This window comes from Herbaspirillum aquaticum, assembly GCF_002213425.1.
Taxonomy (GTDB): Bacteria; Pseudomonadota; Gammaproteobacteria; order Burkholderiales; family Burkholderiaceae_D; genus Herbaspirillum; species Herbaspirillum aquaticum.
Genome location: NZ_NJGV01000022.1, coordinates 22,312 through 35,969 on the forward strand (window position 1 = coordinate 22,312; position 13,658 = coordinate 35,969).

Here is a 13,658-nt window from a genome sequence, read left to right on the forward strand (position 1 = left end):
CTCTGATGGACATCCCCGCCAATGACGATCAACGGAACGCGGAAGTGGGCAGCGTCATCAAGCATGCCTCGATGACGGCACGCATCCACGAAACGCTCTACACCCTGGAAAGCCGCATCATCCAGGAGGCATCCGGCCGGCAACGCCCGGAATATCGCGTGCTGCTGGAGCGCAATGTCATCAAGGACTGGACCGAAGGTGACGTTGCGCAGTATTTCGGGCTGGACATCTACTGAGCCTGGCCACGCTCACTGCGCCGCTGGCGTGAACTCCTGCGCATGCATCCAGGCCGCGTGCCTGGGTGCGCGCCGGGTGCGCGCCCATTCCTCCAGCATCTCCCACTTGACCTCATCAAGGCGCTGCAACTGCTGCGGGCTGGCGCAATCGGCTGCCAACTCCACACGGTGGCCGCTGGGATCGAAAAAATAAATGGATTTGAAAATGGTGTGATCGGTGATCCCGACCACCTCGATGCCATCAGCCTGCAGGCGCTGCATGACTTCCTTGAGAGTGGCCTCGCTGTCGACCTTGAAGGCGATGTGCTGGACCCAGGCCGGGGTATTGATGTCGCGCCCCATGGGCGGCGAATTGGGGATCTCGAAGAAGGCCAGCACATTGCCCTGGCCGGCATCGAGGAAGACATGCATGTAGGGATCGGCTGCCTTGGTGGACGGGACCTGGTCCTCGGCGATGGCCAGGATGAAATCCATGTTCAGGTATTTCTGATACCAGAGGACGGTTTCCCTGGCGTCCTTGCAGCGGTAGGCAACGTGGTGGATGCGATCGATCTTCATGGCAGTCTCCTGGAGGGTCATTTTAAGATTAGTAACATTTGTTACTATATGGAGAGCGTACAGCCCAGGTCAACGCGCAAGTTGCGCCGGCCTTGCGGCAAGTACAGGGTTCTTGATGTGGATCAAGCGCGCCACTGCCCTGCCCGGATGGTAACGTCTGTTACCATCCGGGGATGAAACTGCAAACCTTCTTTCCCTATCAACTGGCCCAGCTCGCCGAAGCCGTCAGCCGGTCGGTCGCGGCCGTCTACGCGGACCGGTTCGGACTGAACCGCGATGAATGGCGCATCCTGGCGGCCCTCGCCGAAGAGGGCCAGATGCAGGCCAGTGACCTGGTCCCCCACACTTCGCTGGACAAGATGCAGGTCAGCCGCGCGCTGGCGCGCATGGAGCAGGACGGCCTGGTGACGCGCCAGCCCAGTCCGGACGATGCGCGTGCCCGGCTGGTCAAGCCCACGGCGCAAGGCCGCAAGCTCTACCGCAAGATCGTGCCGATGGTCCAGGCGCGCGAGGCCTATCTGCTGCAGGCCCTGGAGCGCAGCGAGTGCGAAGCCTTGCTGCAGGCCATGGAAAAAATCCGTACGCGTGCAATGCACGCCCTGGACGAACCCGACTGAGGCTTGTCCGTGCCTGGCTGACGTCATTGTGCGTGCAGCGCTGATAACGCAGGCTGGCCGGCAAGGCTACCTTGCAGCTTTCAGGGAGACTGCCATGAACTTGCCAGAAAACGCTGCACCACGCGATGACGAGCGCGTCGAGGATCAATCCCGCCGTCCCAAGGAAGGCCCCGCCGAGACCCGCTTCGAGCAGGAGCCGGAAGGCCATGAAGGCACACTGGGCGGACAGCCGCCGCTCAATGCACCGGCCGGGATCCAGCGTGCCGGACGCGGCGGGGTACTGGTGGAAAAGAGCCCGAATGCGGCCAGCGACAATGGCGAGGCTGGCAAACCCCAAAAGCCGCAATGAGCAGGTGCGGACTTGGCTAGGGCCTGTTCACATTAAATCTGCGAGTGCGAGAGGTCGCCAAGCGTTGACTGCCTAGGCGCAGCGACGCGCCGTGGTGGTGCCACGGCAAGGAGCTGCAACAACGGCAGGCGACGCTTGGCGGCCTCTCCCGGAGGGTTGCCCCCAGAAGGCGTGCTGGCCGCGTTGCACGTCAGGGCTGGTGGCACCACCACCAGCCCTGACGCGCGCCTTGCCAGCCCGCCTTCTGGGGGCAACGCATCTCGCAGATTTAATGTGAACAGGCCCTAGGCAGACCAGGCCAGGGTCGGTTTCCTGGCGATGAATTCCCGGAAGACCGCCCTGCCCCGTCCTGCTTCCTTGGCCTCGTAAAGCGCCTTGTCGGCGCTTTCAACCAGTTCGCGCGGCTGCCAGGAGAAGCCGTCAGCGCTGGCGATGGAAGTCACGCCGATGCTGACGCTGACCAGGCCCTTCGTGGTCGCTGCATGCGGGATGCCCAAGGCCTTGACGGCCGCGCCGATCCGCTCGGCCACGACCAGTGCGCCGGCGCTGCCGCACTCGGGCAGCAGCACTGAAAATTCTTCGCCACCGTATCGCGCGACGGTATCGATCTCGCGCTGGGCGGCGTTGGAGATGGCGGCCGCAATGTTCCTCAGGCACACGTCACCCACCACATGGCCGTAGTGGTCGTTGTATTGCTTGAAGTGATCCACATCGATCATGAGCAATGAAAACGCTCCCCCCACCCGTGCGAAACGCGCGGCTTCCGCCTCCAGCAGTTCGTCGAAATGACGGCGGTTGACGGCGCCGGTCAGCCCGTCGCGACGTGACTGCTTCTGCAGCAATTCAAACATCGTCTCCAGCTCGGCTTGGGCCCGCACGGCGTCGGCCTGGGCACGCTCGCGCAGCGACACCTGCGCCACCATCTTGTTGCCACCGTAACCGATGGCCAGCAGCAGCAGCGCGACCCCGACGGCCCGCACGATGGCATGGTGAAGCCAGCTCTGCAGGACCTCATCTTCCGACACGGCAACGATGACGAACAACGGATAATTGCCCAGGTGCTTGAAGCCATGCACGCGCGATACGCCGTCCTGGTTGGAGCGGATGGTCACCTGGCCGGCGTCTGCAGTACTGATGTGCTGGCGGAACAAGGGCGACTGCGCGAGCGATTTGCCCATCGAATCGGCCAGTAGAGGACGGCGGTACAACACGGTGGCATCATTGGAGCCGAACAGGATCGCCCCCTTCTGGCCGATATCGAACTTGTGATAGAAGCGCTCGAAGAACTGGATATCCAGCGTGGCCAGCACGACCCCGGCGAAGGCGCCGTCGGGCTTGTTGAGGCGCCGGCTCATGGTGAGCACCCAATGGCCGGTGGACTTGCTGCGGATCGGCTTGCCGATGAAGACGGCGTCCTGGCGATGCGTCCTGTGGTATTGGAAATAGTCACGGTCGCTGTTGTTGAACCGTGTTTCGAGGACCTGCTGGGACGACGCCAACCACTTGCCCTTTTCATCGTAGATGAACAGGCCCGCCAGTTGCGGTACTTCGCCCACATTGCGCACCAGGAAGTTGTGCAGCCGCTCCTTGCTTGCGGCGCCCAGCGGCTTGCCCTGGGCCTGCTCGATGACGGACTTGAGCACGATATCGACTTCGTCCAGCGCCTGGTCGGCGTGCTGGGCCAGCGCCAGCGCCATGTTGGCGGTGGCGCGCGAGGATTCCTCCATCTCGGCCGTACGTTCGTGCCAGATGGTCCACGCTTCCAACAGGACGATGATGATGCACACGGCCGCCACGAACCCCTTGGCCGCCCGGGACGCCACCTTGATCGGACACACTTCCATTGTTCTCCCCTGAACGGTGACGTCTCGTAGTGCCATTATTGTTCGCCCGGGAAGGCTTCGCTATCAGAGATTGCCTGAGGTGAAGCGCCCGCGCGCCATCCCGCGCAGGCGCACTTCTCAGGATTCTCCCGATGGCGGGCGTTGCCCTGGCCGGTTTAAGCTGGGCAACAGGAGAAAAAATGCTAAACAGTTTTGCAGAAGAGATAGCCCACCGATATGCGTTGATCGTGCAGAAGCTGGCCGAGATGGCCGGGGCCAACCTGATCGTGGGCGACCTGATCCGCAATGCCACCCGAAATTGCCTGGTCGGCATGCACGCGGCTGGGGCGGAGTCCTCCGAAATCAGGCAGCACCTGGGCGCACTGATCGCGCGGCACATCAACAGCTTGCAGGCACAAAGCGTGCGTACGCTGGCGGCCTGGATACAGGCCCGCAACCATATGGAATTCCTGCTCTTCATCGAGGAGCAAGAAGGGCTGGCGCTGTCCGGGGATATCGGAACAAGCGCCGCAGACACGCTCCACTGAAGCAGTCGGCCTGCTCCGGCGCCGCGACTTTCCAATCGCGTTCTTCACCTCTTGGCGCTGCGACATTTGCGCACGGACTCGCGATTGGCCTACGCATCGGGCGGGCCAGTCTCTGCGATGCGGCAAGCTCAGCCATCTTCAATCGCAGGGCACCGCATTCAGTGCCCCACCGCTCCTCCTCTCCTCCCGGAATCAGCGCTCTCCATTTCCTACAAAAGTTAGAGAAATGCGCTGATCGATGTGTCCAGACGCGACGATTTACGATGACGCGGCTTTCGGGTCCTCGCGACCTGTTCGATGACAACACATTACCGGGCAATTACCACCATGAACCTCCACTCGTTCGCACGTTTCGGCTTGCACACCAGGACATTACGTTTGATGGCCTCTTTTTCCGGCACCGTCGCGCTGGGTCTCTTTGCCCAGGGAGCCCATGCGGATCCCTCGCCGGCACTGGATCGCTTCAGCCTCTCCGCAGGTGGCTATTACGTTGATCCGACCTTCAACGTCCAGGGCAATACCCGTTACGGTTCAGCTCAGAGCGGTGACATCGACCGCGATCGCACCACGTTGCCTCGGGTACGTGCCGAGCTGCTGCTGGGGGACAGCCACGGCTTGTCCTTCGATTATTTCCGCTACCGCAACGACTATACCTACAGCACATCCCGCTCGTTCAACGTCGGCGGCACACCGGCTATCCTGGCCGGCAGCGCGAACGCCAACATCGAGGTGGATTTTGCCTCTCTGGCTTACAAGTGGTGGCTGGGCTCGGGCAATGACGTTTTCGGTATCGGGGTGGGCGCAGGCTACTACCGGGCGCACTACGATCTGCAGGCCAGCGGCGTATTCAACGGAACAACGGGGGCACTCAGTGAAAGCCAGACCGAGAAGACCTTCGCCCCCCTGCTCGAGCTTGGATGGAAACACGCTTTCAGCAAGGACCTGCGCATTTATGCCGAAGCCTCGGGCGTGAAGAAGAACTGGGGCACAGTGACCGGCCACATCTACGGCGGGGCATTGGGTGTGGAATGGTACCCGCTGAAGAACATCGGCATCGGCGCGGACTATGGCATTACCCGCATTCATATCGACCGCGACGGCGGCAATTCGCAGGCGGCCTTCGACATCAAGCTGAAAGGACCTTCTGCTTACCTGAAAATGCGCTTCTGACCTGGCCCCCGCCGTAGCTGCGGCTTGGACGCAAGCGCAGCATTTTCAATGGCACACGCCTGATGAAATGGCACAGGAAAAAGACCCGCTTTGCACCTCACCCCAAAAGTTGGACATCAATCCAGGCTTTGGGGTGTTTTTCTTGCGGTGGAGGACGCCTGCCCTTGGCGGCAACGGCGCGAGAAAACCCAGTCCACATTTGAACATCCACTTCACCACCTCGGCCTTCAAGACGCCAATCGATCCCTGCTGAGCTTGAGCAAGCAAGCGTAGCGCCCCCTCCATTTGGACTATATGAGCAGCCAGCGCTTGCTGCTATATTCGCCCAAAGTCTTAAAAAAATTCCAAACAAACCATCTCTTCCCCTGTAGCGCCACACGCACAATTTCTGGAGCCATCAGAAAAGGTGTAGCTCAGATTGCCGAGTCATTAGCCGCACGCACGATCAACTTCCAATCCATTATCTGAATAAAGGAAGACGTTGCGGATGCGGCAGTGCGTCTGCCTTCCCGGCAGGTGGGGAAGAAGGGCTCTGACGATCGAGGGAAATTTTGTGAATCGAATCTACCGGCTGGTCTGGAGCAATCGCCAGCAGAAGTTTGTGGTCACCCATGAAAAAGTCCGGGCGCGGGGGCGGTCGGGCGGCAGCATCGTGGGCGCAGGCCTGCTGACGGGCCTGCTTGGATCGGCCATGGCGGCGCCTGCTGCCGGTACGCTGCCTCACGGTGGCCAGGTGACTGCCGGCAGCGCGACTATCAGCGTCAACGCCAACACGATGACAGTGCAGCAGAGCACCCAGCGCGCCGCAATCAACTGGCAAGGCTTCTCCATCGGGGCTGGCGGTACCGTCAATTTCCAGCAGCCCAATGCTGCCGCCGTCACCCTGAACCGCGTGGTAGGCAACGAGCAGTCGGTGATTGCCGGGGCGATGAACGCCAATGGCCAACTCTACCTGCTCAATGCCAATGGTGTGCTGTTCGCCCAGGGAGCACAAGTCAATGTCGGCGGCCTGGTGGCTTCCACGCTTAACCTGTCGGACGCCGACTTCATGGCAGGGCGAACGACTTTCAGCGGCAGCGGCAGCGGCCGTGTCATCAACTTCGGCTCGCTTACAGCGAGGGACGGCGGCTACGTCGCTTTGCTGGGCAATCAAGTGAAGAATGAAGGCAGCATCACTGCCCGCGTCGGGAGCGCGATCCTGGCCGCTGGCGAACGGGTGAGCCTGAATTTCAACGGTGACTCATTGGTCGGGGTTTCGGTCGACAAGGGAAGCCTGGAGAGCCTGGTGGAAAACAAACAGGCGATCCGGGCCGACGGCGGACTGGTGATACTGACCGCCAAGGGACTCGATACGGTGCTGTCCGGGCTGGTGAACAACAGCGGGGAGATCCGGGCTCAAACGGTCGTCAACAAGGAAGGACGCATTCTCCTGCTGGGCGACATGACCTCAGGCAGCGTACAGGTCAGCGGCAAGCTGGATGCCAGTGCGCCCGACGGTGGCAATGGCGGCTTCATCGAAACCAGCGCCGCCCGCATCCAGATCGCTGACGAGGTGAAGATCACTACCCTGGCCCCCGGGGGCAAAACCGGCGAGTGGCTGATCGATCCCTACAACGTGACGATTTCAAACGCAATCAGCTCAGGCATGGGCGGCTTCAATGGCAATGCCAACGACAGTGTGCTCAACGTCACGACACTTGCCAATGCCTTGGCCAGCACAGGCGTCACGGTCACTACCGGTGTCGGCGGCAGCCAGGCAGGCAATATCACCGTGGACGCCCCCATCAGCTGGAGCGCCAATACGGTGCTGGCGTTGAATGCTGCCGGCAGCATCCTGATCAACAAGGACATCACTGCTACCGGCAACAATGCCGGGCTTTCGCTTTCCTACAGCGGCGGCTACAGCCTGAACAAGGGCGCCCGCGTCACCCTGTCCGGCAGAAACGCCAGCCTCAGCATGGCGGGCACCGGCTATACGCTGATCCATGATATCGGTGCGTTGCAAGGCATCACCAGCACCGGCTTCTATGCGCTGGCCAATGACATCGATGCCAGCAGCACGGCCAGTTGGAACGCCGGCGCCGGTTTCAATCCGCTGGACGGAGTCGGCACGAACTTCGCCGGGCTCGGCCACAGCATCGACAAGCTGACCATCAATCGCGGTCAGGAGAGTGACGTCGCGCTATTCCGTACCGTATCCGGGAATGTACGTGACCTGACTCTCTCCAACGCCAGCATCAACGGCCAGTTGAACGTCGCCGGCGTTGCTGCCAACCTCGGCGGCACCCTCAGCAATGTTCATCTGACCGGCATCATCTCGGGCTCCGGAGCCTTCGTCGGCGGCCTGGCCGGCACGGTGTACAACGGCCTGATCCGCTACTCTTCCTCTGCAGCAGACGTGACCGGTCTGACTGTGGTGGGTGGGTTGGCGGGCAGCGTATCCAGCATCGCCATTGCCGACTCCTATTCCACTGGCTCCGTGACCGCGACCGTCAGCAACACCAGCGCGTTCGCTGGGGGACTGTTGGGCGAAGTGATCTCCAGCGCCACACTTACCAACACCTACGCCAGCGGCAAGGTGACGGGCTATACCGCCACGGGCGGCCTGGTCGGAGGCGGCTACCTGCCAACCATCACGGTCAACAACAGCTACTGGGACGTCAACAGTACCGGCCAGTCCAGCTCCCGGGGCGGTGGCACAGGGCTGTCTGCCCCGCGCAACCAAGCGAGCTATGTTGGTCTGGACTTCACCAACACCTGGGTCATGTTTGAGGGCAATACCCGGCCGATGTTGCGCAACGAGTATTCCACGACCATATTCACACCACACGCCTTGCAGCTGATGGGTCTTGATCTCTCGGCCAGCTACCGCTTGGGCTCAGACCTGAGTTTGACCGCTGCGCTGGCGGGCAATGCTGGCTCCTACGGCGAGGTCTGGGGCGCATCGGGCTTCGTTCCGATCGGCAACAGCCCCCAGCAGTTCACCGGCAGTTTCGATGGACAGGGGCACAGCATCATGGGCCTGGCCATCAACCGCGCGGCCACCAATTACGTCGGCCTGTTCGGCTATACCTCCGGGGCGAGCCTGAGCAACGTGACACTGACGGGAGGCAGTATTACAGGTGCCGACGGCGTGGGCGCCCTGGTCGGCTACATGCTGGGCGGCACGCTGGCCAATGCTGCGGCCAGCGCCAATGTGAACGGTACCTCCTCGGGCGAGGCCAATACGGGCGGGCTGGTAGGCACAAATGATGGCGGCGCGATTGCCGATGCTTCCGCCAGTGGCAATGTCAACGGTGCCGGCTACCAGGTTGGTGGCCTGGTCGGTTTCAACGTCAACGGCGGCAGCATCACCCGCTCCTATGCCAGCGGCGACGTCACCGGCACCAATTCGTCCGTGGGCGGCTATGTTGGTGGTCTGGTGGGGGGCAACGGCTATAGCGGTGACGGCGGCGCCATCAGCCAGTCCTACGCAACCGGCACAGTGAGGGGTGCAGGCGGGCCCATCGGCGGATTCGTCGGCCACAACGAGGGCAGCATCACTGACTCCTATGCCAGCGGCGCGGTCATCGGACAAGGCGCTGCCAGCAACATCGGTGGCTTCGCCGGCGTCAACTTCATCAACGGCACCATCAGCAACAGCTATGCCACCGGCTACGTCGAAGGCAACCAGTCGGGCGGCTTCGTCGGCTACAACAATGGTGTGAACGGTGCCATCAGCAACGCCTACTGGAACACCCAGACCAGCGGCCAGGCGCAAGGGACCGCCGGCGGCCTGGCCAGCGGCATGACCGGGCGCAGCACAGCACAACTCCAGGGCTCACTGCCCACTGGTTTCGCTTCCTCGATATGGGGGATCAGCAGCAACCTCTACCCGTACCTGACATGGCGCTATTCCACCACGCCCCATGCGGTGAGCGGCCAGGTCTTCAGCGATGCGGGCAGTACCGCACTGGCCGGTGCCACCGTGGCTGCGGTGTCCGGCGGGCAGCTGATCGGCAGCGCCTCCAGCGGAGCCAACGGCTATTACTATGTGCTCGGAGCAGCCAGTCAGTTTGACAGCAACGGCGCCATCACCTACCTGGCTGGCAGTACCACCAAAGGGGCCGCCTTCAGCGACGTGAGCGGCATCAATGGCATCCAGGGCCTGGATCTGTATGGATCCTCGGTGCGGCTGGTCACGGGGCAGGCCGGTCTGTCGGCCACCCGCAATCGCTATCTGGGCGCACGCGGCAGCTACAGCGCTGCCGACCTCGCTTTCTTCGCCCCCAGCGACTTCTCCGCCTTGACCAGCAATGGTTACGGCCTCTCACTGACGGCCAGCGCCACCAGCTTCAGCCTGGACACCGACCTGGGCTCCAGCGGCCTGCTGAGCCTCGACAGTGGCGGCACTTTCATTGTCAGCGGTACCCGCCATCTTTCGGCAGGCGGCAACCTCAATCTGGCCGACCGCTTGGCCTGGACTGACAACGCTGCGCTGAGCTTGAGCACCACCAGCGCCGGCAACATCGTCCTGGGCGATGGCATCCATGCGGCCAATGGCAGCCTGACGATCTCGGCTGGCGGCTCCGTGTCCAGTACCGGCGACGTCAATCTCGGCGTGCTCAATTTCAACGGCGGCAGCTGGATCCAGGTGGCCGCAAGCCTGCCGGGCTTGAGCGTCACCGACTTCCGTCTCGGCTCCAGCGCCACGTTTGTGCGCGCCATCGGCGGCGATGGCAGTGCTGCCACGCCTTATCGCATCGCCGATGTTTATGGTTTGCAGGGGCTGGCCTCCGCCGGACTGGGGGGCACGAACTTCGTACTGGCCGGCGACATCGCTGCCTCCGGCAGCGCGTCATGGAACAGCGGCAGCGGTTTCGTTCCTGCCGGCAGCCTGGCCAATCCGTTCACTGGGCGGCTGGACGGGCAAGGCCACCGTATCAGCGGCCTGGTCATCAATCGTCCCGGCAGCACTTACAGCGGCCTGTTCGGCTACAACGCCGGCTATGTCGGCAACCTGTACCTGGCAAGTGGAAGCGTGGATGGAGGAACCTACAGCGCTGCACTGGTGGGCTACAACGCCTCCACCGGAGTGGTCGAGCGGGTCAGCAGTGATGTGAGCGTGACGGGTACGGGCAATGTCGGTGCGCTCGCAGGCAGCAACGCAGGCAGCATCAGCCAGTCCCTGGCCTCGGGCAATGTCAGCGGCGGTCTCAATGGCGGCGGTCTGGCCGGCAGCAATGCCAGTACCGGCACCATCAGCGACAGCTATGCCACCGGCAGCGTACAGGGCAGTGCCACCGCTGGCGGCCTGGTGGGCTTCAATGACGGCGGCCTGCTGCGTGTCTATGCAACCGGCAACGCCGCATCGGCTGGTGGTGCGGCAGGCGGCCTGGTAGGCAGCAATGTCGGAACCATCAGCGGCAGCTTCTGGAACACCACCAGCAGCAGCCTGATCCAGGGTGTCGGCGCGGGTAACGCCAGCGGTGTTGCCGGGTTGACCGGTACGCAGCTCACCAGCCTGGCCAGCTTCACGGCCGCCGGCTGGAGCATCGACAATGCCGGCGGGACCGGCGCGACCTGGCGGATATATGAAGGGCACAGTGCACCGCTGCTGCGTACCTTCCTGACATCCTTGACCCTGAGCGCCGGCAGTGCCAGCAAAACCTACGACGGCAATGCCAACAGCGCTGCCGGTACCCTGGTGTTCCCGGTCGGCTACGATTCGTCGCTGGTGTCCGGCAACGCCTTCTACACCGCCAGCAGCGCGAACGCCGGGACCTACACGGGTGCCAACCTGCGCCTTGATGGCCTCTATTCCAGCCAGTTTGGCTACGACATTGAAATGAGCGGGGGCAGCCTCACGATCAACAAGGCGACCCTGACCATCACGCCGAACGACCAGATCAGGCGTTATGGCGATGCCAATCCTGTCTTTGCCCAGACCGTCACCGGCTTCACGAATGGTGAAGACCTGAGCGTACTGGGCGGAACCCTGGGGGTGGGCAGCAGCACGGCAACGGCAGCCAGTGCCTCAGGCAGTTATGTGATCAGCGGCAATGCGACAGGGCTCTCGTCCATCAACTATGACTTCAATATTGGCAGCGGCACATTGACCATTGTCGACGGCCCCGCCTCCCCCGCGGCTGCCGTTACCGCCTCCGGAACAACCGACGGAAGCGCGACCAATGTCCTTGGCTCCGCCCCCGACCTCACCGGCGCCAATCGGGCGATCTCTGCCACGCGCACGACTGCGACGATCACCGTCATCGACGACAACGCGCGGAGAAAGCCCCCCAGGCGCTCTTCGCCACGAGCGAGGCCAGCACGCTGTTTACCGTCGTGGAGGGAGGAGTCCGCCTTCCATCCGGAGTCGCGCGGTAAGGAGCGGTGCGCAGGCCCTCACAGAACACCATGAACAAGCATTCTTCACCATTTCAACAGCTCGGACTGACCATGGCATTGGCGATGGCCGGCCTCAACACCTGGGCCCAGGGGGCCCCCAACAGCGGCAGCATTCTGCAACAGGCACAGCCGCCGGCGGTCCCTGCAGAGCCGGTACCGAGTCTCCCTTCGTTGGGTGACAGGCAGGCAATGGAGCCGGCAATGGCACCGCTCCCCCCGGGGCAGGCAATTCCGGTGCGTGCCATCCAGATCCAGGGTAACCATGTCATCGATACCGAACAGCTTGCGCCCCTGGTGGCTGAGGGCGTCGGCAAATCGCTGCAGCTGCCGGAAATGGACTCCCTTGCACAGCGCATCACACGCTACTACCGCAGCCGGGGATACTTCGTCGCGCGCGCTTACATTCCAGCCCAGGATATCACCGCAGGCGTACTGCGGATCCAGGTGGTCGAGGGCCGTTATGGCTCGTTCCAGCTGAAAAATTCCTCGCGGGTGGGGGATCCGACGGTACAAGCCATCCTTGACCAGACCAAGGCGAGTGCAGCGGTGTCGGCGGAGAGCCTGGAGCGCAGCCTGCTCATCATCAATGACACACCCGGTGTGCGCGTCGAGCGAGCCGAAGTCCTGCCCGGCGAACAGGTCGGCAGTTCAGGCTTTGTGGTGGCCACCGGCCCGACTGCGCCTTTTTCCGGCTATCTGATGGGGGACAATTTCGGTTCCCGCTATACCGGCAGTCGCCGTCTTTCGTTCAATCTGGAGAGCAATTCCCCCACCGGCCGGGGCGACCGCCTGTCGGTCAGCGGGCTCGTGAGCGACACCGGGGAACTGGTCAGCGGGCGCCTGGCCTATTCGATGCTGCTGGCAGCCGACGGCCTGCGTGGCGAAGTGGCGGCCAGCCAGCTCGAATATGAGCTAGGCGATGCGTATGCCAGCCTGAATGCCCGCGGTACGGCCCGCACCCTGGAGGCGACGCTGAGCTATCCGCTGCGTCGCGTCCGTGCGCAAACCATCGAGGCAAGTCTCAATGCCAGGTACCGTGACCTGGAGGACAAGATGGCCAGCGCCGGAATCCGTACGCCCAAGACACTGTCCTCGGCCACGGCGCAACTGGCATTGCGCGACGAAACCCCTGTGTTCGGGATGGCGGGCGCGACGCAGGGACAGGTCGCCGTCAGCTTGGGGGAACTGAAGATCGGAGACGCCACCGCCCGCGCACTGGACGCGGCGGGACCATGCACACAGGGTGGCTATCAGAAGCTGGCAGTCGATCTGAACCGGGTGATGCTGCTGCCCTGGGCAGTGAGCGTCACGGGCGCGCTACGCCACCAGCGCTCCCTGAATGGCAAGAATCTCGACAGCAGCGAATACCTGCCGGTGTCAGGCTTTGGCGCAGTAATGGCCTACCCTCGTTTTCCGATCGTCGATAGGATCTACACCATTTAGGAGCAGCTTGCGGCAACGTGCCGCCTCGGAGCGGGCCTCCGCGAGGGAGATGGCCGACAAAGGTCCCAAACCCATTTCCCGTGACCGCTTGGCCAACGTGAACCGGAAGATCCAGGACCTGGAGCCGCTCGGAGAAATTTGGAGATAAAGGCCGCCGCCATCTGCGTGATAGCCCGGCGCGACCTCTTTGGTCACTTTTACTGCATTGAGTCGATGAAGAGATCTAGATGACATACCCGCGAGCCTACCCACATTTGATGCTGCGATTATGTGGGTAGCCCTGAGACCGGGCAAGAATGTTGTTACCCCCGAAAAGCCTTCCTACTCTGGGCTTCTGAGGCTGCTAGAGATTTCTGGAGAATCTCTGAGACTGTGTTCTGGCGGAGAGGGGGGGATTCGAACCCCCGATAGGCTATGAACCTATACACGCTTTCCAGGCGTGCGACTTAAACCACTCATCCACCTCTCCTGGATTTGGGTTCGCGTTCAGCGAAGCCATGCATTATAGCAAGCTTCTCGCCGAAGCC

The 13,658-nt window shown here is 62.5% G+C and carries 10 protein-coding genes and 1 tRNA gene; 7 read left to right on the plus strand and 4 right to left on the minus strand.

Translation table 11 applies throughout. The features are described 5' to 3' along the window. Positions 1-5: 5 nt before the first annotated feature. On the plus strand, positions 6-236 hold the full coding sequence (locus tag CEJ45_RS19290) for a hypothetical protein (protein WP_088756653.1): 231 nt from the start codon (positions 6-8) through the stop codon (positions 234-236). Between the two features lie 12 nt (positions 237-248). On the opposite strand, the gene CEJ45_RS19295 is transcribed toward CEJ45_RS19290, so the two are convergent. Beyond that, positions 249-794: a VOC family protein gene (locus CEJ45_RS19295; RefSeq protein WP_088756654.1), complete on the minus strand. Its 546-nt coding sequence runs from the start codon at positions 792-794 to the stop codon at positions 249-251. A gap of 173 nt (positions 795-967) precedes the next feature. On the opposite strand from CEJ45_RS19295, the gene CEJ45_RS19300 reads away from it, so the two are divergent. Together CEJ45_RS19300 and CEJ45_RS19305 are read left to right on the plus strand one after the other, a co-directional pair. After that, a complete protein-coding gene (locus CEJ45_RS19300) occupies positions 968-1,411 on the plus strand; it encodes a MarR family winged helix-turn-helix transcriptional regulator (RefSeq protein ID WP_088756655.1) in 444 nt (147 codons plus the stop codon). Positions 1,412-1,505: 94 nt separating this feature from the next. Continuing rightward, entirely contained in the window at positions 1,506-1,760 is a 255-nt protein-coding gene (locus CEJ45_RS19305; protein WP_088756656.1) for a hypothetical protein, read from the plus strand. Positions 1,761-2,044: 284 nt separating this feature from the next. Here CEJ45_RS19305 and CEJ45_RS19310 read toward each other — a convergent pair whose 3' ends face one another. Beyond that, positions 2,045-3,604 carry a sensor domain-containing diguanylate cyclase gene (locus CEJ45_RS19310; RefSeq protein ID WP_088756657.1) on the minus strand — a complete coding sequence of 520 codons (1,560 nt, stop codon included), beginning with the start codon at positions 3,602-3,604 and terminating at the stop codon, positions 2,045-2,047. Between the two features lie 131 nt (positions 3,605-3,735). Between CEJ45_RS19310 and CEJ45_RS19315 the strand changes: the two genes are divergently transcribed. The 4 genes from CEJ45_RS19315 to CEJ45_RS19330 all read left to right on the plus strand — a co-directional run bounded on the left by CEJ45_RS19315 (position 3,736) and on the right by CEJ45_RS19330 (position 13,131). Continuing rightward, entirely contained in the window at positions 3,736-4,131 is a 396-nt protein-coding gene (locus CEJ45_RS19315; RefSeq protein WP_241517384.1) for a hypothetical protein, read from the plus strand. A 327-nt stretch (positions 4,132-4,458) separates the two neighbouring features. Further along, a complete protein-coding gene (locus CEJ45_RS19320; protein ID WP_088756659.1) occupies positions 4,459-5,301 on the plus strand; it encodes a hypothetical protein in 843 nt (280 codons plus the stop codon). A 553-nt stretch (positions 5,302-5,854) separates the two neighbouring features. Continuing rightward, positions 5,855-11,701, plus strand: a complete 5,847-nt coding sequence (locus CEJ45_RS19325; RefSeq protein WP_158214932.1) for a two-partner secretion domain-containing protein — start codon at positions 5,855-5,857, stop codon at positions 11,699-11,701. After that, entirely contained in the window at positions 11,698-13,131 is a 1,434-nt protein-coding gene (locus CEJ45_RS19330) for a ShlB/FhaC/HecB family hemolysin secretion/activation protein (protein WP_088756661.1), read from the plus strand. Before CEJ45_RS19325 ends, CEJ45_RS19330 begins: the two co-directional genes overlap by 4 nt. Here CEJ45_RS19330 and CEJ45_RS19335 read toward each other — a convergent pair. Next, a complete protein-coding gene (locus CEJ45_RS19335; RefSeq protein WP_338152875.1) occupies positions 13,066-13,365 on the minus strand; it encodes an Arm DNA-binding domain-containing protein in 300 nt (99 codons plus the stop codon). The genes CEJ45_RS19330 and CEJ45_RS19335 overlap by 66 nt on opposite strands. A 144-nt stretch (positions 13,366-13,509) precedes the next feature. Next, positions 13,510-13,600: transfer RNA gene (locus CEJ45_RS19340), tRNA-Ser, on the minus strand. Positions 13,601-13,658 lie beyond the last annotated feature (58 nt).